At 68.7% G+C, this 23,975-nt stretch carries 17 protein-coding genes; 12 read left to right on the top strand and 5 right to left on the bottom strand.

Annotation, left to right across the window (positions count from 1 at the left end; translation table 11 throughout):
• Nucleotides 1-183: 183 nt before the first annotated feature.
• A complete protein-coding gene (locus QSK21_RS31370) occupies nucleotides 184-345 on the top strand; it encodes a DUF397 domain-containing protein (protein WP_352231351.1) in 162 nt (53 codons plus the stop codon).
• 119 nt (nucleotides 346-464) lie between these two features.
• Nucleotides 465-632 (top strand): DUF397 domain-containing protein, encoded by a 168-nt coding sequence (locus tag QSK21_RS31365; RefSeq protein ID WP_285701122.1) that lies wholly within the window; start codon nucleotides 465-467, stop codon nucleotides 630-632.
• A gap of 207 nt (nucleotides 633-839) precedes the next feature.
• On the opposite strand, the gene QSK21_RS31360 is transcribed toward QSK21_RS31365, so the two are convergent.
• Together QSK21_RS31360 and QSK21_RS31355 are read right to left on the bottom strand one after the other, a co-directional pair.
• The gene (locus tag QSK21_RS31360; RefSeq protein ID WP_285701121.1) at nucleotides 840-2,036 is read right to left on the bottom strand and encodes a restriction endonuclease subunit S; all 1,197 of its coding nucleotides are present in this window, start codon (nucleotides 2,034-2,036) and stop codon (nucleotides 840-842) included.
• A complete protein-coding gene (locus QSK21_RS31355) occupies nucleotides 2,029-4,488 on the bottom strand; it encodes a type I restriction-modification system subunit M (protein WP_285701119.1) in 2,460 nt (819 codons plus the stop codon). The genes QSK21_RS31360 and QSK21_RS31355 overlap by 8 nt, the downstream gene beginning before the upstream one ends.
• A gap of 124 nt (nucleotides 4,489-4,612) precedes the next feature.
• Here QSK21_RS31355 and QSK21_RS31350 point away from each other — a divergent pair, with 124 nt between their 5' ends.
• Both QSK21_RS31350 and QSK21_RS31345 read left to right on the top strand, forming a co-directional pair.
• On the top strand, nucleotides 4,613-6,721 hold the full coding sequence (locus QSK21_RS31350; RefSeq protein ID WP_285701118.1) for a UvrD-helicase domain-containing protein: 2,109 nt from the start codon (nucleotides 4,613-4,615) through the stop codon (nucleotides 6,719-6,721).
• A 44-nt stretch (nucleotides 6,722-6,765) separates the two neighbouring features.
• On the top strand, nucleotides 6,766-8,592 hold the full coding sequence (locus QSK21_RS31345) for an ATP-dependent nuclease (RefSeq protein ID WP_285701117.1): 1,827 nt from the start codon (nucleotides 6,766-6,768) through the stop codon (nucleotides 8,590-8,592).
• Between the two features lie 21 nt (nucleotides 8,593-8,613).
• Here QSK21_RS31345 and QSK21_RS31340 read toward each other — a convergent pair whose 3' ends face one another.
• From QSK21_RS31340 to QSK21_RS31330, 3 genes are all read right to left on the bottom strand, one after another.
• On the bottom strand, nucleotides 8,614-8,880 hold the full coding sequence (locus QSK21_RS31340; RefSeq protein WP_285701115.1) for a DUF6458 family protein: 267 nt from the start codon (nucleotides 8,878-8,880) through the stop codon (nucleotides 8,614-8,616).
• A gap of 69 nt (nucleotides 8,881-8,949) precedes the next feature.
• Nucleotides 8,950-10,443, bottom strand: a complete 1,494-nt coding sequence (locus tag QSK21_RS31335; RefSeq protein WP_285701113.1) for an OmpA family protein — start codon at nucleotides 10,441-10,443, stop codon at nucleotides 8,950-8,952.
• A 42-nt stretch (nucleotides 10,444-10,485) separates the two neighbouring features.
• Entirely contained in the window at nucleotides 10,486-12,381 is a 1,896-nt protein-coding gene (locus QSK21_RS31330) for an acyl-CoA dehydrogenase (RefSeq protein WP_285701112.1), read from the bottom strand.
• Between the two features lie 699 nt (nucleotides 12,382-13,080).
• Between QSK21_RS31330 and QSK21_RS31325 the strand changes: the two genes are divergently transcribed.
• From QSK21_RS31325 to QSK21_RS31290, 8 genes are all read left to right on the top strand, one after another.
• Nucleotides 13,081-14,445 carry a glycosyltransferase family 2 protein gene (locus QSK21_RS31325; RefSeq protein ID WP_285701110.1) on the top strand — a complete coding sequence of 455 codons (1,365 nt, stop codon included), beginning with the start codon at nucleotides 13,081-13,083 and terminating at the stop codon, nucleotides 14,443-14,445.
• 47 nt (nucleotides 14,446-14,492) lie between these two features.
• On the top strand, nucleotides 14,493-16,403 hold the full coding sequence (locus tag QSK21_RS31320) for a right-handed parallel beta-helix repeat-containing protein (RefSeq protein WP_285701108.1): 1,911 nt from the start codon (nucleotides 14,493-14,495) through the stop codon (nucleotides 16,401-16,403).
• A 1-nt stretch (nucleotide 16,404) separates the two neighbouring features.
• Nucleotides 16,405-18,429: a right-handed parallel beta-helix repeat-containing protein gene (locus tag QSK21_RS31315; protein ID WP_285701107.1), complete on the top strand. Its 2,025-nt coding sequence runs from the start codon at nucleotides 16,405-16,407 to the stop codon at nucleotides 18,427-18,429.
• Nucleotides 18,426-19,577, top strand: a complete 1,152-nt coding sequence (locus QSK21_RS31310) for a right-handed parallel beta-helix repeat-containing protein (protein WP_285701106.1) — start codon at nucleotides 18,426-18,428, stop codon at nucleotides 19,575-19,577. The genes QSK21_RS31315 and QSK21_RS31310 overlap by 4 nt, the downstream gene beginning before the upstream one ends.
• A 47-nt stretch (nucleotides 19,578-19,624) precedes the next feature.
• A complete protein-coding gene (locus QSK21_RS31305) occupies nucleotides 19,625-20,956 on the top strand; it encodes a UDP-glucose dehydrogenase family protein (protein ID WP_285701105.1) in 1,332 nt (443 codons plus the stop codon).
• 169 nt (nucleotides 20,957-21,125) lie between these two features.
• A complete protein-coding gene (locus QSK21_RS31300) occupies nucleotides 21,126-21,911 on the top strand; it encodes a sporulation protein (RefSeq protein WP_285701104.1) in 786 nt (261 codons plus the stop codon).
• Nucleotides 21,912-21,981: 70 nt separating this feature from the next.
• Nucleotides 21,982-23,436: a hypothetical protein gene (locus QSK21_RS31295; RefSeq protein WP_285701102.1), complete on the top strand. Its 1,455-nt coding sequence runs from the start codon at nucleotides 21,982-21,984 to the stop codon at nucleotides 23,434-23,436.
• Nucleotides 23,437-23,576: 140 nt separating this feature from the next.
• A complete protein-coding gene (locus QSK21_RS31290; RefSeq protein ID WP_285701100.1) occupies nucleotides 23,577-23,900 on the top strand; it encodes a hypothetical protein in 324 nt (107 codons plus the stop codon).
• The last annotated feature ends 75 nt before the right edge of the window (nucleotides 23,901-23,975 follow it).

The following is a 23,975-nucleotide window of genomic DNA, read 5'->3' as shown; positions in this document are numbered from 1 at the left end:
TGGTGGGGGCGGAGGGTTGTGGAAGATCACCCGTCCTACCAGGGGCTTTGCCATGCACCCGGCCCGCCACACCGCTCGCGATCATGCTGTGACCAGCAACCTCTCCGCCGCCACTGAAAAAGGTTCACTGAAGACCGCTCAGACCTGAGCGCTCGCACACAGGGCAGCCCCCGAACCGACGTAGTGCCGAGGGGGCGATCCAGAAGATCGTGGAGGAGTCCGGTGGCGAAGACATGGCGGAGAAGTAGCTACAGCGGAGGAGAAAGCGGCTCCACGTGCGTCGAGTTGGCCCGTATTGGTGACGCTGTCGGCATCCGGGACTCGAAGGACCCCAACGGTCCCTAGCTCATCGTGACGCCTCAAGGTTTGAAGGCCGCCCTGAAGACTGCCGGCGTCTGAAGCGCTCCCGCAGGCCCGTTCAAAAGCCTGATCCAGAAAGACCATGGAGGAGTTCGGTGGTGACGATGTGGCGGAAGAGTAGTCACAGCGGGTCTGAGGGGGGCGGTCATTGCGTCGAACTGGCCCGCATCGGCAACGCCGTGGGCGTCCGAGACTCCAAGGACCCCAACGGCCCCAAGCTCGTCGTGACGCCCCAGGACCTCAAGGCCGCCCTAAAGGCCGCTCAAACCTGAGCCCCCGCACACACGGCGACCCTCGGACCGACAACGCGTCCGGGGGTTACGCCTGTCCGGGCTCACAGAACAGATGTACACGTAGGCCTGACGGAGGCGCTGTAACCTTACCGTCGTCAACATTTACGCCAAGATATCCGGCACCCGCACATACGCCGAAGGCCACGGAGAAGTTATCTGGCCCTCATGCCTATTTGTCTCACCAGGTCAAACCCTCACCCGCCCACTCAATAGATTGGCCGCCAGCCCTTCTCGGATCAATCGAAGGCGAGCCAGCACCTCAGCCTCGCGTTCGATCTGAGCCCTGAGAGCCGAGATCGGCTCGACGATACGCAATTGATCTTGCGTCGAAATATCAGGAAAGGGAAGCTTGGTAAGCATTTCCGAATTGATGGTATAAAGCCCAGAGCTTGTTGCACACATGCGCAGCCAATATCTTTTGGCCACCTCTGAATTCAGCCAGAGCTCACCAAATTCTGGGATGATGGATCCGCTCCGGAGGCGAAAAAGATGGTTTTGATACAAGAGTCCGACCGCACCATCAGCCACTTGCGCACAGCGCCCAATTTCATGCGGATTTGCATGCCCTTCGACGACGAGCAGATCCCCTTTGCGAAGACGATAAGTCATGTCCTCGCTGGCAGATACTTCCAATTGGGCAACGTCCGATAGGTTGAGACGTCCACGCTGTACGTTGGCAACACGCAGGTAGGGCCTCGCCCGGCGAGACGGCAACCTGGATGGACCCAAGGTTATGCCTGCTCTTACTTCAAATTTATCCCCAACGCGAGACATATCGGAGCCAAAAAGACTATCAATTATTGCCAACCTCAATCCCGAAAGCCGATGATCCAACTTCGCTATAAGATCACCCGCTGCGGAGATACTGTCATCTAGGGCATCGAGGATCTCCGCGATCCGCCGCTGCTCATTAGCATCGGAGGGAATCGCAACTTCTAGCCTGGCCATAAGATCGGTAGGCAGCCGCCCTGTTCCATGTCCAGCTTCATCCACCATGGCCAATATGTCACGCTCGCGCGACTTGAGGGCCAGCGCGAGGAATGTGCCATTCACTGAGGGCAGGGGAAGAATTGCCTTGCAATCTTGCCCGAAAGCGACGCTTCGCCGCGTCACCCCGACACGAAATTCAGACTTCAAGCTCATTCCGCGCACGACGAACAGGACGTTACCGGCGTCAACAACCTTCGTCCCCGCCATACTTCCAAGTCGGGTTACACGGCGATTAGAGTCTCTGATCTTAAAATCCTTAAGACTGGCTGCGCTTATCCAAGGAATATGACCACCCCAAAGACGCGGATCGTCCGTAGCTGGCGTTCCTCCTGACCACCAGGTCCCGCAGTCCTTGAGCTTGATCCAGCGCCATCCATGCGGAAGGTCACTCATAGCCGAGCTCCCTCAGCATCTGGTGGACACGGTCAGACGCGGCTGCTCGCCGAGCTTCCAGTTCGGGCAGGGTGACGGCGTACTTGTCGGCCCACATCTCGTATCGCTCGGTCAGGGCTCGGCGGCCGGTGGTCATGCGGGTGTCCAGGCGCCGGGCCAGGTCGGCTTTGAGGATGCGCATCACCAGGTCCGGCTCTGCCTCCGATTTTTGAATCTCCCGGATGCCTCGTGCGAGGTTGTCGACGAACTCCGCTTCCAACCTGCGGACCTTCGACTTCGCGGCGGTGAGTTGTTCCTTCGCGCGCTTGACCTCTACGGGATCGACGGGTTCCGTTTCCTCGGAGTCGTCCTCTGGAGCAGCCGTGAGGGCCTTGACCTTGGCGTCCAGTTCGGCGCGGAGGTTTTCGGCCTCCTCCAGTTCCGTGAGGTAGTCGGCCAGGACCAAGGGGACCACCGGGTGTTCCCTGGCTCTGCGTTTCTCGGCGGCGCGGCGTTGGGCGTTGAGGACGGCGGCGGTGCCTTCGTCGTCGAAGGCCGTCTGGATGCTGGTCAGCCAGCCCTGCACCACTCCGCTGAACTTGTTCCAAGCCAGGGTGCGGATGTCGGCCTGGACGCCGCCCCACCATGAGGCGACCGCGCCGGCCAACTGGTAGCGGTCCAGGACGCCGATGGGCTCCAGTTCGGTGACGAACGACTCCAGTAGTTCGGCGCGGACGTCCATGACGCGGCGGTTGCCGGGGAGTTCGCGTAGACGTTTGCTGTGGCGGTCCCACCATCCGTCGAATGCGTCGCGGAGGCGTTGTTCGGCCGGTGCGGCGAGGGCGGGGATACGGTCGGCGGCCTGCTGCCAGCCCTCGGGTGGGAAGTCGTAGTAGTCCTCGTCGCGTTCCACGAACAGCTCGTGCACGTCCACGCCGTACGACTGGAAAGCGGCTTCGTGGTCCCTCACTTCGGACTTGGGGACGCCGCCGTGGAGATGAGCCCTGACGTCCTGCGGTTCGGGGGGCGGGGTGTTGTCGACGTAGCGGCGGATGTTCAGGTTGAAGTCGTTCTCCGCGAGTTCGTCCACGGTGACCACGCGGGCGAAGCCGGGGATCTCCAGCTCGCCATTGATATCGGCCAGGTAGGCGCGGTACGCGGCGACCACTTTCTCGGCGTGCTCAGGGTCCAGGTAGTTCTGGGCGCGGCCGGGAGTGAATTCGCGGTCGGCGTTGATGAAGAGCACCTTGCCGCGATGGGACGCGGGGCGGGGCTCGGTTCCGCGCAGGACGAGGATGCACGCGGGAATGCCCGTCCCGTAGAACAGGTTGGGCGCCAGGCCGATGACGGCTTCGAGGCGGTCGGCCTTGATGACCTCCGTCCGGATATCGCGTTCCGCGCCGCCTCGGAACAGGACGCCGTGCGGCATGATGGTGGCGCCGATGCCGTCGGGGCGGAGGACGGCGAGGACGTGCTGGGCGAACATCCAGTCCGCCTTCTTGCCTGTCTCCGGGGCCCATCCGTATTCGAAACGGTCCTCGTGTTCCATCCCGGCGCGTTCGTAGTTCTGGGAGAACGGCGGATTGGTGAGGACGCGTTCGTAGGTGAGCAGGCGGCCGGTCTCGTCCTCGTGTCTTGGTTTGGCGAGCGTGTCGTCGTTCTCCAGGTCGGCATTCACGATGCCGTGCAGGATCATGTTCATCTTGGAGATGGCCCAGGTGCCGCCGTTGGCCTCCTGGCCGAAGAGCGACAGGTCGTCGGCGTTCTCGCCGTTCTCGGCCACATACTCCTTCGACATGATCAGCATGCCGCCGGAACCCGAGCACGGGTCGTACACACGCATTCCCTCGTGCGGGTCGACCAGCCGGACCATCATCCGGACGACCGCGCGGGGCGTGTAGAACTCGCCGCCCTTCTTGCCCGCCGAGTCGGCGAACTCCCCGATCAGGTACTCGTAGGCGGCACCGAGGAGGTCCGGGAACTCGAAGTCGTCGTTGCGCAGCCGGTAGCCGGGGCGGTTGAAATGCCTGATGAGCTTTTGCAGGCTCTGGTCCGACAGCGTCGACCGGCCGACCTTGCGCTCGAAGTCGATGTGCCCGACCACGCCGTCCAGCGCGGTGACGTTGGCCTCTTCGAGCGCGGCGAGGGCCTTGTTCAGCAGCGCGCCGACGCCCTTCTTACCCGAGTTGTCGACCAGGTACTTCCAGCGGGCCCTCTCCGGGACGAAGAAGTCACCACCGCTGTAGAAGGCGCGGTTCTCGGCCAGGCTCTCGGCCGTCTCGCGCGTCCGGCCCTGGGCGACCAGGTCGTTCACGACGCGTTCCCGGATGGCGTCGAACTGGTCGGAGCACCGCTTCAGGAACAGCATCCCGAAGATGTACTCCTTGAACTCCGAGGCGTCCATCTTGCCGCGCAGGATGTCGGCCGCCCCGAACAGATGCGCTTCCAACTGCGGCAACGTCAGCTTCGCCACGGGCGCGCTCCCCCACTTCGACGTACGGCTCCGAGATCGCTGACCATTATCGCCACGCGGTTCCTGACAGGAGTCCTAACATGAGAATTCCACACGTCCCGATGCCGCCAAGAGGAGCCCCCCGGTGCCGCAACTGGCGATCTCGAAGGACTTTCTCTCCGAGTACGCCACCCTGGAGAAGCCGGTGCGGCGTGCCGTGCAGCGGACGATCGAGAAGTTCGCCGAGCATACCCACGCGGGCCTGCACCTGGAGAAACTCCAGTCCGCCGCCGATCCGCGCATCCGCACGATCCGCATCGACCGGTTCTGGCGGGGCGTCGTTCTCGCCCCCGAGTCGGGTGACGTGTACTGCCTGCTGCGGGTGCTGCCGCACGACGACGCGATCGCCTACGCGACCAGCCGGCGGCTCACCGTCAACCAGGTCCTCGGCGTCCTGGAGGTCCGGGACGAGACGGGCATGCGCAGCATGGGGGAGACCCTGCGCACGGCCGCCGACCTCGTTCCCAGCCCGGGGTTGTTCGACCATGTGAAGGACGGCGAGCTGCGTGCCCTCGGGATCGACGACCAGGTGCTGCCGCTCGTCCGGTTGCTTAAGCGCGAGGCGCATCTGAACGCGCTGCAGATTCTTCTCCCTGAATTGCAGTACGACGCCCTGGTGGCGCTGGCGTCCGGGATGTCGCCCGAGCAGGCGTGGGCCGAGATCAGCAAGAGCCTGGTGGACGAGGCACGTCCGGAGGAGGTCCAGCCGGACGATCTCGCCGCCGCCATCGAGCGCACGCCCGCCCAGGTGACGCTGGTGGACGGGCCGGACGAGCTGGCCAAGATCCTGCGGCCGCCGTTCGCGCTGTGGCGGATCTTCCTGCACCCGGCGCAGCGGCGGATCGCCTACCGCGACAGCTATCCGGGATCGATGATGGTGACGGGCGGCGCGGGCACCGGCAAGACCGTCACCGCGCTGCACCGAGCCGCGCACCTCGCCCGCCGGTACGGCGACTGGCGCGGCGACGGCCCGCCGATCCTTATGACCACGTTCAGCAGGCCGCTGGCCACGGAGCTGGCTCGGCAGCTCGGCCAGCTCATCGAAGACCCGGCCGAGCGCGGCCGGATCGAGGTGCTCACCCTCGCGCAGGTCGCGTCCCGCGTCCTTCACGATCACCTCGGCCGCAGCGTCAATGTGGTCGAAGCCCCGCATGAGCTTCACGCGATGGCCGATGGGCTGCACCCGGACCATCCCGGCAAGTTCCTGGTGGACGAGTGGGAGCACGTGTTGCTGGCACAGGACATCACCGACTTCGCGTACTACGCGAAGGCCGACCGCAGGGGCCGGGGCGCGCCACTGCCGCAGTCGAGGCGCCGCGCGGTCTGGGACGCGATCGAGCGGCTGCGCGAGCGGCTACAGGCCCGCGACATGTGGTCTTACCTGCAAGTCGCCGACGAGGCGGCGCGGATCCTGCGGGCGGGCGCCGTGCCCCCGTACCGGCACATCATCGTGGACGAAGCGCAGGACCTGCATCCGGCGCAGTGGCGGCTGGTGCGCGCGGCCGTCCCGGAGGGCGCGGACGACCTGTTCATCGCGGGCGATCCGCACCAGCGGATCTGGCAGCACCGGGTGTCGATGCGCGACACCGGCGTGCGCATCGCCGGCGGCCGGACACAGCGGCTGACCGTCAGCTACCGGACCACCCAGGAGATCCTGAACTGGGCGGTCCGGGTGCTGGGGCTGACCCCGGAGAAGGAACTCGACGGCTGGGACAACAGCCTTGAGGGGTACGAGTCGCCGATGCACGGGCGGCGCCCGATCGTCCGGCGGTTCCGGAGCTGGGACGAGGAGCGCGAGGCGGCCGTTTCCCAGGTCCGGTCGTGGCTGAGCGACGGCGTCGAGCCGGGAGCTATCGCGGTGGCCGCCCGCACCAACGACCTGGTGAAGGAGATTCGGGATCGGCTCGGCGCGCTGGGGATCAAGACCGAGAAACCGACCGGCGCGGGGGCGCACGTCCGCGCGGGGTCGATGCACAGCCTCAAGGGGCTGGAGTTCCAGTGCGTCGCGGTCGTCGGCGTCCAGGAGGGGCTCGTCCCGCACCCCCGTGCGATCGTGCCCGCCGATGTGGACAAGGCCGCCCACCGGGAGAGCATGCAGCGCGAGCGGTGCGTGCTCTACGTCGCCTGCACCCGCGCCCGCGACCGGCTGTATGTGTCCCATTCCGGAGCGGCGAGCCCCTTCCTACCCAGATGACACGTCCGCCTCGCTGACCACGTCGATAGGGAGGAATCTTCCCCATGCGCCCCCGACGCGTCGCCGTGCGCAACGTCCGTGGTGCCCTGGACGTGGAGATGCACCTGCGTCCCATGAGCGCGCTCATCGGACCCAACAACGCGGGCAAGACCACCCTTCTCGACGCCGTCCGCCTGTTCTACGGCGCGCTGGACTGGGACCCCGAGCGGGACCGTCCCTGGGACGAGGAAACCGATGGCGAGTCCTGGGTCGAGATCGACTACGAGGTCAGCCCGGACGAGGCTGACGATGTCTTCGGCGGGCCGGTCGAGGGCGGGGTCGGCCGCATCCGCCGGTATCTGACGGACGGTGCCGGTGGAAAGGCCGGGGCCTACTACCGGATCCCGCGAGACGGCGACGCCGGCGAACCGGAGCACACCGGCTGGACGACGGCGGCGAAACTCGGCCAGTGCGTCTACATACCGACGATCTCGCCGATGGGCGAGCAGACCTCGGCGTCCGGGCCGACGCCGTTGCGGGACGTCATGCTGCTGGCCTTCTCCGAGCAACTGATCGACGGCCTGCTCATGGGCCTGCGGGGAAGCCTCGCCGCCCTGGAGACGGCGCTGGCGAAGGGTCCGATCACCGAGCTGGAGAGCGACCTGGACGACGCGCTCAAGGCGTGGGGCCTGTCGGTGCGGGTGAACGTCGGTGACCTGTCCGACGAGTTGATCATGAGGCATCTCATCACGCTGAACGTCCAGCAGGGCGGGACGCGGCGTCCGCTGGAGTCGCAGGGGTCGGGTGTGCAGCGCGCCCTGATCGCGGCGCTGATCCAGGCGGCCGCGAAGCTGCGGGCGAAGGCGGAGAGGAACGCTTTCAGGTGGATCCTGTTCGAGGAGCCCGAGGCGTTCCTGCATCCGGCGCAGGTCACCCGGCTGGCTCATGACCTGCGCAAACTGGTCGAGTCCGGCAATTCCGCCGTGACGATCACGACGCATGACCCCACCATGCTGGCCGCCGCGGAGACCCCGCCCGAGGCGATCGTGCGGGTGCAGCGTCCCGTCCACCGGATCGACGCGGTGTCGCCCGCGCCCGAGCGGGTGGACGCCGCGCTGAACGCCATCCACCTCCGGTCGACCTACGCGAGAGCGTCCATGGACTGCTTCACGAAAGCGCGGATCACCAATGCCGACGAGGAGCGCCATCGCGTCCTGTACGACCTGGACGCCCGCCGCGCGGCGGCGTTCTTCGCCGACCAGGTGATCGTGGTGGAGGGCCCGAGTGACGTCCTGTTCTTCGATTGGCTGGCCCGGCAGGGGCACCTGGCCGGGCTCGGTCCCAACGTCGGGGTGCTGGACGCGTTCGGCAAGTACGAACTGCACCGCGCGTCCAGCACGCTGTCGCTGTTCGGCATCCCGCACGTCGTGTTGTGGAACGAGGACGCGGCGATGGCGACGAACGCCCAATCGTTCAAGGTGAAGAGCTGCCGCGATCGCGCCGCTCTGCAGGTGCTGGCGGCGGCGGCGCACGACGCGGGCTCGGCTCTGGTGGGCGCGATCCGGCTCACCGGGACGATCGAGCGCTGGCTCGACATCACCGAGGAGAAGGAAGGGCCTTGGAAGTCCGCCAACATCGGGGCCGCGCTTACCGTCGCCTACGCCGACCCCGGCTCGCCGCTGCCTGGCCGGGTCGACGCGCTCCTGGCCCTGCTGACGGACCTGTTCGACGGAAGGGACGTGGCGCCCCACCGCGCCACGGAGGAATTCGCCGGCGCTCTCATCGAACAGCGCCCCGCCCTGCCGACACTGAACCTGTCGCAGGAGGTCGCCGACCTGCCTCGTTCCGCCTGCACCTGCCCATCACCCCAATGGCCACCCCAGCCAACGTGACCGGTGGGGCGTTCGCAGGGGCTAGGCCGGTGGGTGGTTGTCCGGGGTGCCGCGGTCGTTGTCGGGGTCGGGGTAGCGGTTGCGTAGGAGGCGGCCGCCTGGTTCGGGGGATCTGCGTTGCATGCGCATCATCAGCAGGAGCTGGAGCGCGAACGAGGCGCCGCCGACGATGATGAGGATGACGCCGATCACGTGGATGTCCACCGGGTCGGTCATCGCGTCCTCGGCGATGGCGAACTTGAGGATCAGCCCAAGGGTGATCGTGAAGATGCTGACGCCGACACCCATCGATGACCTCCGCCAGACGTTTCGGAGCCGTGCCCTTTAACTATCCAATGCGATCGGTCGCCACACGTGTCAGGACACCGGGACGTTGTCGACCTTGCCGAAGGGGCCGGCGTCGAAGACGACGGTGGAGGGGTCGCCGGGCGGGGCCGGGATGTAGACGAAGCCGCGGATGGGCTCGTTGGCCGCGGTGCGGAAGGTGGCCCGGCCCGGGTCGACGTAGGTGGCGCTGTTGGCGGCGGGCGGGCCGACGCGGACCGCGCGGTACACGTCGGTGCTGCCGGGGACGCTCACGGAGAACGAGGTGAACGCGCCGCCCAGGTAGTCCTTGTGGGGGTAGACCGCGTCCGGGGGGATGGTGCCCGGCCCTTCGTTGACCACCTCGAACACCGCGACGAGGTAGGCGCCGTCCCGGTAGAACGGTTTGACGTCCAGGCGGCGCTTGTTCTTCTCCTCGCCGAAGGTCGCGTAGCGGCTGGCGACCGTTCTGCCGTCGGACGTGCGGAACGCGGCGGGGGCGGCTGTGGTGCCGCGTCCGGAGGCGGTGGTGGCGCCCGGGGCCTGCTGCCGCACGATGTAGGAGATCTCGACGCGGCGGTTGCGGGCGCGGGCCTGGGCGTCGTCCGAGCCGCCCTCCTTGGCGATCAGCTCGGTCTCGCCCTTGCCTTGGGACGTGTACCGGTAGGTGGCGCCGAGCCGCTTCTCCAGTTCCTCACGGACGGTCTCGGCGCGTTCCTTGGAGAGGGTGAGGTTGTCGGCGTCGGAGCCCTGGCTGTCGGTGTGGCCGTTGATGGTGATCGGGCCGCGGGACGGGTCGCCCTGGGCGCGGATCTCCTGGGCGGCCTGGTCGAGCACCTGCTTGGCGCGTTCGGTGAGCTCCGCGGAGCCCGACTCGAACAGCACGTCGGCGCGCAGGTTCACCTTCACGTCGTTGCCGCTGGCCGCGACGTCCTTCACGGCACCCTCGGTGATGTCGTACAGGTCCAGCGGGTTGGTGGGCTGCGCCGGGGTGGAGGAGGTGGTGGGCGACGGTGAGTCGCCTCTGCCGGTCACGGGGATGCCGGTGTACTCGCCCGCGGTGCCGAGGCTCAGGACGGTGATCCGCTGGACGGTGGCGGGCACCGGCGGGAACTCGGCGGTCAGGTCGCGGGACGTTCCGGGGGCGAACTGGATGTTCTGGGGTGTCGCGCCGGGCTGGGTCCCGAGGGGACGGTAGAGCTTGCGTCCGATCGGGTCGAGGAGCGCCAGCGTGAACGGGATGGACTTGGTGGCGTTGTCGAGCGAGGTGACGGTGTAGCTGAGCACCGTCTTGGCGCTCTGCCGTTCGACCGACCTGATCTCCAGGCGGGCGTGCAGGCCGTCCGCCGTCCCGAACCAGCCCTCCTTGGTGAACTGCCCGGCGGGCCGGGCGGTGGGCTGTGCGGGTCCCTGGCGCGAGATGGGCGGATCGACGGACTGGGGGGAACCGCTGTCAGCGCACCCGGCGGCGGTCAGCAGGCAGGCCAGGGAGACAGCGGGGGCGAGGAGTCTGCGTGGCGGCCCGGACGCGAACATGGACGCGAGCATAGGACTCTCCCACCCCCGCCGTGGAGGCGCGTTCGGTAACGACTAGAACGACGCCTCCGGAAGATCCATGACATCGAGCGTGGTGTTGTCGAGGATGACGCGTTCCGATGTGAGGCGGGGCAGCACGGTGGCGCAGAAGAACTGGGCCGCGGCGACCTTGCCTGTGTAGAAGTCGCGGTCCTGGGCCGACTGGCCGGGTGCCCTGAGGGCGGTCGGCCTGTCTTCGCGCGGGTTGTCCCCACCGGAGGTCGGCGCTGCGCCGTCCAGTTTGGTCAGGGCGATCTCGGCCTGGCGGCACAGCAGCCAGCCGACGATCAGGTCGCCGAGGGCGAGCAGCAGCCGGGTGGTGTTGAGCCCGACCTTGTAGATCTCCCTGGGGTTCTCCAGGGAGCCCAGCGCCCAGCCGGTCATCGTCCCGATCATGCCCTGGACGTCCTCCAGCGCGCGGGCGAGCAGGTCCCGTTCGTTCTTGAGCCGCCCGTTGCCGGCGTCGCCGCCGGCGAACGCCGTGATCTCGGCGGCGAGGTGACCGAACGCCTCGCCGTTGTCCCGCAGGATCTTGCGGAAGAACAGGTCCATGCCCTGGATCGCGGTGGTGCCCTCGTACAGGGTGTCGATCTTGGAGTCCCTGATGTACTGCTCGATCGGGTAGTCCTGGAGGAAGCCGGAGCCGCCGAGCGTCTGCAGCGACTCCGCGCCGAGCAGCGCGTAGGCGCGTTCGGAGCCGAAGCCCTTGACCACGGGCAGCAGCAGGTCGTTGAGCTTCTCGGCCCGCTCGTCCTTGCGGCCCTCGTGCGCGGCGATCTGGATGGCGTCCTGGAAGGTCGCGGTGTAGATGACCAGCGCGCGCATGCCTTCGGCGTACGCCTTCTGGGTCATCAGGCTGCGCCGGACATCGGGGTGGTGGGTGATGGTGACGCGCGGCGCGGTCTTGTCGGTCATCTGGGTGAGGTCGGCGCCCTGCACGCGTTCCTTGGCGTACTCCAGCGCGTTGAGGTACCCGGTGGAGAGGGTGGCGATGGCCTTGGTGCCGACCATCATCCGGGCGTACTCGATGACCAGGAACATCTGGCGGATGCCGTCGTGCACGCCGCCGACCAGGTAGCCGATGGCGGGGTGCTTCTCGCCGAAGGTCAGCTCGCAGGTGGTGGAGACCTTGAGCCCCATCTTCTTCTCGACGTTGGTGACGTAGACGCCGTTGCGCTCGCCGAGCTCGCCGGTCTCCAGGTCGACCAGGTACTTGGGCACCAGGAACATCGACAGGCCCTTGGTGCCGGGGCCCGCGCCCTCGGGACGGGCCAGCACGAGGTGGAAGATGTTCTCGGCCATGTCGTGCTCGGCAGAGGTGATGAAGCGCTTGACGCCCTCGATGTGCCAGGTGCCGTCGGGCTGCTCGATGGCCTTGGCCCGTCCGGCGCCGACGTCGGAGCCGGCGTCCGGCTCGGTGAGCACCATGGTGGCGCCCCACAGCCGCTCCAGCGCGAGCTCGGCGAAACGCTTCTGCTCGGGGGTTCCGATGTAGTGCAGGATCTGGGCGAAGCCGGGGCCGGAGGAGAACATGTGGACGGCCGGGTTGGCGCCCAGCACCTGCTCGGACACCGCCCAGGCGAGGCTGCGCGGGGCGCCGACGCCGCCGAACTCGGCGGCCAGGTCGAGCCGGTACCACTCGGCGTCCAGCCATGCCTTGAAGGATTTCTTGAAGCTGTCGGGCATGGTGACCGTGCCGGTGGCGGGGTCGAACACCGGCGGGTTGCGGTCGGCGTCCTCGAACGACTCGGCGAGCGGGCCGTGCGCCAGCCGGTTGACCTCCTCGAGGATGCTGCGGGCCGTGTCGAGGTCGAGGTCCTCGTAGGGACCGGTGCCCAGCAGCTCCTGGCGACCGAAGACCTCGAAGAGGTTGAACTCCAGGTCGCGGAGGTTGCTCTTGTAATGCCCCATCGAACACTCCGTCTGTTCGGCGGTGCTCCTGACGGCCCCGCTGCGTGCTGTCTACCAGCCGGTAACTCGACATCATGCTACCCGTTGGTAACCGGTGGCAAGCCCCCAAGCCAGGCATCTCCCGCCAGATCCAGCAGGTCCGATGGGTTCGGCCCTCTCCTCGCGAAGTGACGATGTTCACATCGGGGGCTCACGATGGGGGGCGAGCGTGAGACAACTCACACCGGTAATCCCATCACGCCCGCCATGCGTCCCCTGATTCTGGACAAATCGGACATCGGTCTTCTCTCCCGGCCCGAGATTTCAGGAAAGTGTCCGGCGGAAATCCGGCAGGTTGCCAAAACGGCATCGTCGTTTCCATTTGGAAACGGCAGTGCAACGGGAGATGGAACGGCCGATGCCGGTCACGCAATCCCCTATCTTGGCCGGATCCGGAACGGTATCTGACCGCTTCCGGCAATCTGTACCATTCTGCTGGATCGATGGTCGTTACTGGTAGAGGCCGTTGTCACCAGGGTGGTGAGCTCCCCTTCGGCCGACAGAGGAGGGATTTTGTCGTCTGTCTCGGGGTGGCTGAATGACGCGTGGGAGGCGATAGCGGGGGCTACCGCAGGGGGCGACTGGCGCAAATTGGTCCCCCTGGGAATCGCCGGCCTGCTCGTCTGGTCGCTCTGGCTCTACAGGGTGATCCTGTCCCGCTTGGACAGACCTGTGGTGAACGGATTCCGCACCACCGTCTCGGTGGTCGTGCCGTCCTACCGCGAGGACCCGGAGATCCTGATGCGCTGCCTGGAAAGCTGGCTGGCGCAGGATCCCACCGAGGTCATCATCGTGGTCGACATCGCGGACGAGGACGCCCATCGCAGGCTGGCCGAGGTCACCGACCCCCGCCTCCAGGTGCTGATCTACGAGCACCAGGGCAAGCGGTCCGCGCTCGGGGTGGGCATCCGCGCGGCGAAATCCGAGCTGGTGGTGGTCGCCGACTCCGACACCTGGTGGCGGCCGGGCCTGCTGGACGCCGTCCAGATGCCCTTCGAGGACCCGGAGGTCGGGGGCGTCGGCACACAGCAGAACGTCTACCAGCGCACCACCAGCGTGTGGCGGCGGATCGCGGACTGGCTGGTCAACCTGCGCTACTACGACTACGTCCCGGCGATGGGCTCCAAGGGAGGGGTCGCCTGCCTGTCCGGGCGCACCGCCGCCTACCGTCGGTCGGTGATCCTGCCGGTGCTGGAGCACCTCGAGAACGAGTTCTTCCTGGGCCGCCGCTGCATCGCCGGGGACGACGGGCGGCTGACCTGGCTGGTGCTCTCCCAGGGGTACAAGACCGTGCACCAGTCGTCGGCCCGCGCCGTGTCGATGTTCCCCGACTCCTTCCGCGCGTTCTTCAAGCAGCGGATCCGGTGGAGCCGCAACTCCTACCGTTGCTACCTGACGGCCCTGTGGAAGGGCTGGCTCTGGAAGACCCCGTTCGTCACCAAGGTCACGGTGCTGCAGATTTTGCTCACCCCGGTCACGATGGGCGTCACCCTCGGCTACCTGATCTTCAGCCGGATCCTGGGCAACCTGACCCCGCTGGGCGTCGGCCTGGCGATCGGCTGGGTGCTGCTCGGCCGGGGCATCCGCGGCTGGTCGCACCTCAAGCGGCACCCCGGCGAGATCCTGCTGCTGCCGCTGACCACCCTCGTGGTCATCATGATCTCACTGCCGATCAAGCTGTACGCGTTCGTCACCATGAACAAGCAGGGCTGGCTCACCCGCAGCGCCGACCAGATCGGCGGCGCCGGGCAGACCGCCAGCTCCCTTCAGGGCATGGGCGTCCCGGCCTCACGCCCGGCCCCCGCCGCGTCGCACGTGGCCGGTCCGCCGGCCAACGCTCCCGGCCGCGCGCACGCGCCGGTTCCGGGCCCGGCTCCCGTCCACGGCCCCGGACCACGCCCCGCGCGTGGTGCGGCTCATGTTCCCGGCCCTCCCATGTACGGAACGGGTGCGCACGGGGTGCACCAGAACCACGGCACAGGGCCGGCCCCGTCGGGCGCGCCCCACGGGACGAGCCACGGATGAGCCGGTCCGATTATCGCCGCCCGCGCGGGCGGCACGGGGGGATGATCATGCGCGCTCTCACACTCGGGACCGGCCTGGCCGTGCCGCTCGCCGGGCCGGTCGCGGCGGCGCACGCCCAGGCCGCGCCGCCGGCGGCGCACGCCAAGGCGGGACCGGCCGACGACGCCGTCCGGCAGGCCGCCCTGGTCGACCAGGAGGACCAGCGGATCATGCAGATCCGCTCGGTGCTGGCGGCGATCATGCAGAGCGGGGGCGCGCCCACAGCGGCGCTGAAGCAGCCGAAGGTCTTCGGGTCCAGCCACGGCAAGACGCTGGTGCTTCCACCGTCGGTGAGCGGCCACCCCTACACCGTCGCCGACCTGGTACGGATCGGTGGCAAGTACTTCCGGAAGCTTCCCGATGGATCGTTCCTGCTGGCCGCGCACCTGTTCGTGGCGGACGGCGCCGGGCTGGTGCTGAGCAACCCGTCCGGGCCGCTGCACATCCGGATGGCGAGCACCGCGTCGGCGTTCAGCTCGATCGTCAGCTTCGGCGGCAGCGTCAGGATCGAAGGCACCGCGCGCGGCCCGGTGCGGATCTCGAGCTGGGACGTCCGCACCCGCGGGCCGGACACACAGGTCGCGGACGGCCGCGCCTACATCCGGGCGGTCGGCGGCGAGCTCAAGATGAAGCACGCCCAGGTGTCGCATCTCGGGTTCTGGAGCGGGCGGACCGGTGGCATCGCGCTGACCGGCACCGAACGCCCGGCCAACGCGGCCAAGCGGCTCACCAAGGAGCAGCGGAACCAGGCCAAGCGGCGGCGGCTTGAGCAGAACCGGCAGCGCGGCTCGGGCGGCGGCGGTCCGGGCGACATCCAGATCGAGGAGCCGGGCGGCACCGCCACCCACGTGCCCGCCGCCGACCTGGTCACCGGGTCGATCGAGAACAGCGTGATCAGCGGGGACGCCTACGGCCTCTTCGTCTCCGGCTCCAACCAGACCCAGATCAAGGGCAACCGGATCGTGAACAGTCTGGTGCACGGCGTGCTCATGCACCGGTTCGCCAAGAACGCCACGATCGCCGACACCACGGTGACCGGCAGCCGGGGCGACGGGTTCGTCCTGTCCAGGGCCACCGAGAAGGTGCGGGTGACCGACTGCGTGGCCGAACGCAACGGCCACAACGGGTTCACGCTGAACGGGCAGCCGCTGGCCAAGGGCCCCTCGGCGTCCGGCGAGTCGCTGGAGAGCTTCGGGGACAGCTCCGTGAACGGCAGCGTGGCCAGGAACAACGGTCACTACGGCATCGAGCTGCTGGGCGGCGAGCGGCTGTCGGTGCAGAACAGCCGGGTGATCGGCGGCGATATGGGCATCGTCGTCCGCAACGGCGCCACCGACGTGCAGATCTCCGGCAACCGGCTGGAGGGGCAGGTGCGGCAGGGCATCGCGCTGCGGGACGGGGTGCGCGACGCGCGCCTGGCCGGCAACACCGTCGTCGGGGCCCGCACCGGCATCTACCTGCGCAACGCGAACGCCTCGCTGGTCGGGAACGTGGTGCAGGGCGCCACCGAGCACGGCATCACGTTCCGGGGGGCCGCGGACGGGTCCACCGTCCGCAACAACACGCTGAGCGGTTCGGGTACCAGCGCGGTCAGCACGTCCGGCTCGCACGGGAGGGTCCGCAAGGAGGGCAACGACACCAAGGGCTGGCACGACACCGCGTCGCTGTGGATGAAGGTGCAGCGGTACGCCAAGCCGATGAACCTCATCTGGGCGGGGGTCTTCATGCTGGTGGTCCTCACGATGACGCGGTCCGGGGGACGGCGCGGCCAGGGCAGAGGCGGCCGCGGAACGCACCCGTACGCGCTGCAGCGCCCCCTGGAGCAACGGCGAGTGTGGCACCTGCGGCGCGGTGGCGCAGGCGCCACAGGTGCCGCGCTCACGCAGCCCAAGCGACGGCCCGAGGCGGAGGGCATCTGACATGGCCAGGCACGGGATGAAGCACTCGCCCACGCCCCCCGGGCCCGCTAAGGCGCCCGAGCCCCAGGAGCCGCCGGAGGCGCCCCCGAAGAAGGGGGCGTTCGGCAAGGTCGTCATGACCGTCGTCGTCCTCGGCCTGGTGGGCGGCGGGACGTACGCATACCGGGTCAACGCCCTCAACGGGGGCGGCGACATGCCGGGCGTGAACGAGGTGACGCCGGCGTCCGCGCGGCAGCAGACGACGCTGGTCGACCAGGAGGACACGCGCATCATGCAGGTGCGCGCCAATCACGACTCGCGGCTCGCGGACGGCGGGAGCCGCGCCGCCCAGGTCCGGCAGCCCTACACCGCCAGTTCCGCCAACGGCCGCACTTTGGTGCTCCCGCAGCGCCGCGAGCCGTACTACATCGCGGAACTGGAGAACAGGCGGGTTCTGGAGAAGCAGGCGGACGGGTCGTACCTGCTGACCACCAGCATCCTTGCGGTGGAGGGCGCCAAGCTGGTGCTGCAGAACGCGTCCGGGCCGCTGACCATCCGGCTGCGCAGCGTCCCCGGCTCGTTCACCTCCATCGTCGGCTTCGGCGCCAGCATCCGGGTGAACGGCTCGGCGCAGAACCCGGTGCGCTTCACGAGCTGGAACGACGACGCCCGGCGCCCGGACACCGAGGTGTCGGACGGCCGGGCCTACATCCGGGCGATCGGCGGCGAGTTCAGCATGACCTACACGCAGGTCTCCGACCTCGGCTTCTGGAGCGGGCGGACCGGCGGGCTCGCGCTGACCGGCAGCGACCGTCCCGACTCGGCGGCCGAGCCGGTGGGGGCGCCCGCCGTCCCGCGCGCGATCCGGCTGCCCAGCGGGGAACGCGACACCAACAGCGGCGACCGCGAGGAGATCGAGGTCGGTTCGCCGTCCGGGTCCGGCGGGCGGACGATGTACTACGTTCCGCAGGCCAATCTGGTCAGCGGCGTCATCGACCACACCACGGTGACGGGCAACGCCTACGGCCTGTTCGTCACCGCGGCCAACCAGACCCAGCTCACCAACAACACGATCAGCGGCAGCCTGGTGCACGGGGTGCTGCTGCACCGGTTCGCCAAGAACACCGTCATCGAGAACACCACGGTGCGGGGCAGCCGCGGCGACGGGTTCGTGCTGTCGCGCGGCACCGAGGGCGTGCGGATCACCGGCTGCGGCGCCGAGGGCAACGGCGGCAACGGCTTCACGCTGAACGGGGAGCCGCTGGCCGACGGGCCCTCGGCGTCCGGCGAGTCGACCACCGCGTTCGGCGGGAACCTGATCAGCGGCAGCGCCGCCCGCGGCAACCGCAGGTACGGGGTCGAGCTGATCGGCGGCGACAACGCGGCGGTGCAGAACAGCCGGATCAGCGGCGGCGACATGGGCATCGTCGTCCGGAGCGGCGCGACCCGCGTGCAGATCTCCGGCAACCAGGTCAGCGAGCCCGACCGGCAGGGGATCGTGCTGCGCGACGGGGTGGCGGGCGCCACGGTCGCGGGCAACGTCATCACGGGCGCGGAGACGGCCCTGTACCTGCGCCGCGCCACCGGGACGCTCATCGGCAACACCGTCCAGTCGGCGTCCCGGCACGGGGTCACGCTGACCGGCTCCGTCGCCGGGACGCGGGTCACCGGCAACACGATCGGCGGGACGGGCACCAGCGCGCTGGACGTGGGCCGGGCGACCGGCGGCTACGCCGCGACCGGCAACAACACCCGGGCCTGGCACAAGACCGCCGGATTCGGGACGTGGGTGAAGCGGACCCTAAAGCCGATGAACCTGATCTGGGCGGGGGTGTTCCTGCTCGTGGCCATCTCGGCGTACCGGTCGCGGCACGCGGAGATACGGATCGGGCGGCGCGGCGCACACCCCTATGAGAAGCAACGCAAACTGGAAGAACGCCCCGTGCGCGTCCTGCGGCGCGCCCGGCCCGAGCCATCGCCCAACGGTCACACGCTGCCCGACGGCGAGCCTGTGGGGGCGTTCGCCGAGAGGACGGGGGGCATGTGACGACCAGGATCGATGTGAAGTTCCTCGTGGGGCTGCTGGTCGGCGCGCTGCTCATGGCGGGGCTGGCGTTCCTGCTGGCGGGGATGAACGGCGACGACTCGTCCGGGACGTCCCAGAACCGCCCGGCGGCGTCCGGGGACGACGGCCAGGACGGCGGCCAGGGCGATGAGGGCGAGGACAACGGCGACGACGACCGGGGCGACGACGTGTTCACCCCCGGGCCGGGCTTCGACCTGCCCGTGCCGGACGGCGAGGGCAAGATAACCTGCCCGTCCCCCACCAAGACCGTGAGCGGCACCAGGGAACTGGAGGACGCGCTACGGTCGGCGCGCCCGGGCGACGTGATCCGGATGAACGCCGGCACGTACGAGGGCAAGTTCGTGACCACCGCGTCCGGCACCGCGCAGAAGCCGATCTTCCTGTGCGGCGGCCCGGACGCCGTGCTGGACGGCGGCGGGATCAAGAAGGGCTACGCCTTCCACCTGAACAAGGCCGCGCACTGGAGGCTGGTGGGCTTCACCGTCCGCAACAGCCAGAAGGGCGTGATGGCCGACACCACCACCGGTTCGATCGTCCAGGGCCTCACCGTGCACGACATCGGCGACGAGGCCATCCACCTGCGCAACTTCTCCACCCGCAACACCGTGCAGTACAACAAGATCTACAACACCGGGAAGCGGCGGGAGAAGTTCGGCGAGGGCGTCTACCTCGGCACCGCGCAGTCCAACTGGAAGCAGTTCTCCGGCGGCCGCGTCGACAACAGCGACTTCAACGTGGTGCGCGGCAACGTCATCAGGGCCACGGCGGAGGCGATCGACATCAAGGAGGGCACCAAGGGCGGCCGGATCGTCGGCAACGTGTTCGACGGCTCGGCCATGGGCGGCGACAAGGTCAACGACTCCTGGGTGGACGTCAAGGGCAACGGCTACCTGATCGAGGGCAACCGTGGCACCGGGACCCAGGAGGACGGCTTCCAGACGCACGAGATCGTCAACGGCTGGGGCACCGGCAACGTGTTCCGCCGCAACATCATCGACCTCGCCGGCGGCAACGGCGTCGGCGTGAACGACACCGCGGGCGGCAACACCATCGCCTGCGACAACAAGGTCACCGGCGGGCCGTTGCTCAAGAAGGGCTCCTGCGCGTGACCCCGATGACGACCAACCACGCCAACGACCCGCGAGGGAGAGGATCCATGAACCAGACGGAGACCCCCAGGCTCACCGTCATCGGCACCGGCTACCTGGGAGCCACCCACGCGATCTGCATGGCCGTCCTGGGCTTCGAGGTCCTCGCCATGGACGTGGACGAGCGGAAGATCGCCAAGCTGGCGGGCGGCGAGGTGCCGTTCTTCGAGCCGGGCCTGCCCGAACTGCTGGCCAAGGCGCTGGAGTCGGGACGGCTGCGGTTCACCACGTCCTTCGCCGAGGCGGGCGCGTTCGGCGACGTCCACTTCCTGTGCGTGGGGACCCCGCAGACGCCCGGCTCGGACGCCGCCGACCTCACCTACGTGGACGCGGCCGTGCGCGGCCTGGCCCCGCATCTGGACCGCCGGGCGCTGGTCGCCGGCAAGTCCACCGTCCCGGTCGGCACCGCGGCCCGGCTGACCGGGCTGGTGCACGAGCTGGCCCCGGCGGGAACGGACGTGGAGCTGGCCTGGAACCCCGAGTTCCTGCGCGAGGGCTTCGCGGTGGACGACACCATGCATCCCGACCGGCTGGTGTTCGGGGTCGCGTCGGACTGGGCGTACGAGCGGCTGACCGCCGCCTTCCAGCCGATCCTGGAGCAGGGCACGCCGGTGATCCGCACCGACCTGGCCACCGCCGAGCTGGTCAAGGTCGCCGCCAACTCCTTCCTCGCCACCAAGATCTCCTACATCAACGCGATGGCCGAGGTGTGCGAGGCGGTCGGCGCCGACATCAAGGACCTGGCCGACTCGCTGGCCCTGGACGACCGGATCGGCGGCAAGTTCCTCAAGCCGGGCCTCGGCTTCGGCGGCGGCTGCCTGCCCAAGGACATCCGGGCGTTCGCGCACCGCGCCGAGGAGATCGGCGTCGGCCAGGCCGTGGCGTTCCTGCGCGAGGTGGACGCGATCAACCGCCGCCGCCGGGCCCGCACCGTGGACCTGGTGCGCGAGCTGCTGGGCGGCCAGATCTCCGGGTACCGCATCGCCTGCTGGGGCGCGGCGTTCAAGCCCAACTCCGACGACATCAGGGACGCGCCCGCGCTGGACGTGGCCCGCACCATGCACGGCCTCGGCGGTCACGTCCGCGTGTTCGACCCGGCCGCGCTGGACAACGCCCGCCGCGCGTTCCCCGAGCTGCGGTACGGCGAGAGCGCGCTGGACGTGGCGCGGGACGCCGACGTGGTGGTGCTCCTCACCGAATGGGCCGACTTCCGCGAGATCGAGCCGGACGCGCTGGCCGAGGTCGTCCGGAGCAAGCGCATCGTGGACGGGCGGCACGCGCTGGACGCCGGCAAATGGCGCGCCGCCGGCTGGGAATACCGGGCGCTCGGCCGGAGCTGACAACGGACGCCCCGGTGGTGAGACCGGCTGAACCCTCTCACCATCGGGGTCCGACTCCGGACACGCGATCACCCCGCACGACAGCCCGCTGGAACGTAGCCTCCGGTAAGGACGTCTATTCGACTGACGCCGACGGGGGAGACGCCCCACGACACGGGAGGAAAAAGCCTTGGTCTTCAAGAAGCTCATGCAGGCGGCGGGGATCGGCGGTCCGGAGGTCGAGACGATCCTGCACAACCCGAGCACCACACCGGGCGGCACCATCACCGGTGAGGTGACGATCCTGGGCGGCAAGCACGACTCGGACATCCTGGGCGTCAACCTGGCCCTGAAGACCCGGGTGGAGGTCGAGTCCGGCGACAGCGAGTACTCGTCCAACCTGGAGTACGCCAAGCTGCCGATCGCCGGGGCGTTCAAGCTGGACGACGGCGCGCGCTACAGCGTCCCGTTCCAGTTCCAGGTGCCGTGGGAGGCGCCGCTCACCCACTTCTACGGCCGTCCACTGCACGGCACCACGGTCGGCCTGTCCACCGAGCTCGAAGTAGCACGGGCGGTCGACGCCACCGACCTGGACCCGATCGCGGTGCATCCGCTGCCCGCGCAGGAGCGCATCCTGCTCGCGTTCGCCAACCTCGGCTTCCAATTCCGCAACGCCGACTGCGAGAAGGGCCGTATCTGGGGCGTCCACCAGGAGCTGCCGTTCTACCAGGAGATCGAGTTCTACCCGCCGTCGCAGTACGCCAGGGTCATCAAGCAGCTCGAGGTCACGTTCGTGTCGTACCCGCAGTCCATGGAGGTCGTCCTGGAGCTGGACAAGCGGGGCGGCGTGTACACCGAGGGCCATGACGCGTTCAGCCGCTTCACCGTCGACTACGCGACCGTCGAGCACACCAACTGGGAGCAGGAGCTCGACGGCTTCCTTCAGCAGGCCGGCCGCCGGAGGGGGCTGTTCTGAGCCTTGCCTGACAAGGCCCGGGGCGGACACCCGGGCCTTGGTCATTTCTGCTCCCGTAGAAAGAGACCCCGTGGTGGAACCCCCCGGACTGAACGACGCGGAACGGCGGCTGTGGTCGTCCTTCCCCACCGGCGGCCAGGTGGTCCTGGGCGAGGTGGTGCCGGCCGGCCCCGACCCGGACCGCATCGTCCGCGCCGAGGTGATCTCCCAGTTGCTGCTCGGCGCCTGCCCGCCGCGTACCGGCTTCGTGGCGGCCGTCCGGCTGAGCGGCGCGTACGTCATCGGCACCCTCGACCTGTCCGGCGGCACCGTCGAGTACGAGCTGCGGCTCACCCACTGCCGTCTCACCGAGACCCCCGACCTGTCCAACGCGCAGACCCGGCAGGTGCGCCTGTCCGAGTGCCGGATGCCCGGGTTCGACGGCGGTGGGCTGCGCGCCGACGGCTACCTCAGCCTGTCCGGCTCGCACATCGAGGGGTCGGTCCGGCTGCCCCGCGCGCAGATCATGGGCGGTCTCCGGCTGAACGGCACGCGGATCACCGCCTCCGAGCCCGCCCAGTGGGCGCTGTTCGGCGGCGCGCTGCTGGTCGAGGCGGGCATGTACGCGCGGGAGGCCGAGATCGAGGGCGGGGTCCGGCTGACCGGCGCCCGCATGAACGGCGGCATCTGGCTGGAGGGCGCCACCCTGCGCAACCCGGGGCGGCTGGCCATCGACGCGCAGAACATGGTCGTCGAGGACGCCGCCGAGTTCTCCCGCGCCACCACGATCGGCACCGTCCGGCTCCGCAACGCCCGCGTCAACGGGCTCCTGGCGTTCTCCCGGGCCAGGCTCGACTCGGCCGACCCCCACCGGCTGGCCCTGCATGCCAGCCACATGACCTGCGACGAGTTGCTGCTGTTGCCGGCGGAGAAGATCAAGGGGCCGGTCTCGCTGTCGTTCTCCCGGATCGCCGTGGTCATGGACGCCCAGTCCATCTGGCCGGACGAGCTGCGCCTGAACGGCCTCACCTACGAGACCCTGCGCAACGTGCCGTTCCAGCACAGGCTGAGCTGGGTCTCCCGCGACAAGGAGTTCCACGCCCAGCCGTACGAGCAGCTCGCCACCTACTACCGCGGCATCGGCCACGACGACTACGCCCGCAAGGTCCAGCTCGCCAAGCTGCGCGCCCGCCGCCGCAACCTCAACCCGATCGGCAAGGCGTGGAACGGGCTGCTCGACTGGACGGTCGGCTACGGCTACCGACCCTGGCTGGCCTTCGCCTGGTTCGCCGCCCTGGTCGGCCTCGGCACGGCCGTCTTCTCCTCCCACCGCCCCCATTCGATCAAACCGGCCGACGAGCGTCCCGACTTCCACGCCTTCGTCTACACCCTCGACCTGCTGATCCCGATCGACACCTTCGGCCAGCAGCAGTCCTACGACCCCCAGGGCTGGTCCCGATGGATCGCCTACGCCCTGGTGGCCGCCGGCTGGATCCTGGCCACCGCCCTCATCGCCGGCGTCACCCGCGTCCTGCGTCCCAACTAGGACGTCACAACCAGGACGGGAGCCTTCACGAGCGGGCGCGTGAAGACGCGGGAAGCGTTGATCGAACTTTCCGACCCGGGTCCGGGTCATACAAGGCGGCCGGCCCCTCGCATCGAACCCACGGGATCGGAGAGTCCTCAATGCATTCCGACGACCTGATCGTGATCGGCATGCTCGTCGCCGACTTCGTGCTCGCCGGAACCGTCACCTTCGCGCTCACCGGCCGTGACCTCAAGGGGTCGGCCAGGATAGGGGTCTCTCTGCTCAGCGCCCTCCTCGTGGGCCTGACGTCGCTGTTCGTCCCCTGGCTTCCGCTGCTCGCCTTTCTCGCCACCGCGGCGGCCTATCTGGTGATGCGCCGCATGATCAAGCCGGGTCTCGCCCTGGCCGCCTCGGCGGTCGTCCTCTTCGGCGGGCTGTCGGGCGCGGCGGCGCTGATGGCCGCCGCGATGCACTCGATGTGACCGATTCGACGGCACGGGCCAGGAGACCGGCGGACCGAAAGGCCGCCCGCCATGAGGCGGGCGGCCTTTCTCGGT

It is taken from the genome of Actinomadura sp. NBRC 104412 (genome assembly GCF_030269515.1).
Taxonomy (GTDB): Bacteria; Actinomycetota; Actinomycetes; order Streptosporangiales; family Streptosporangiaceae; genus Spirillospora.
Note: the sequence above shows the minus strand (reverse complement) of the source record. Positions and strands in the feature narration are given on the sequence as shown.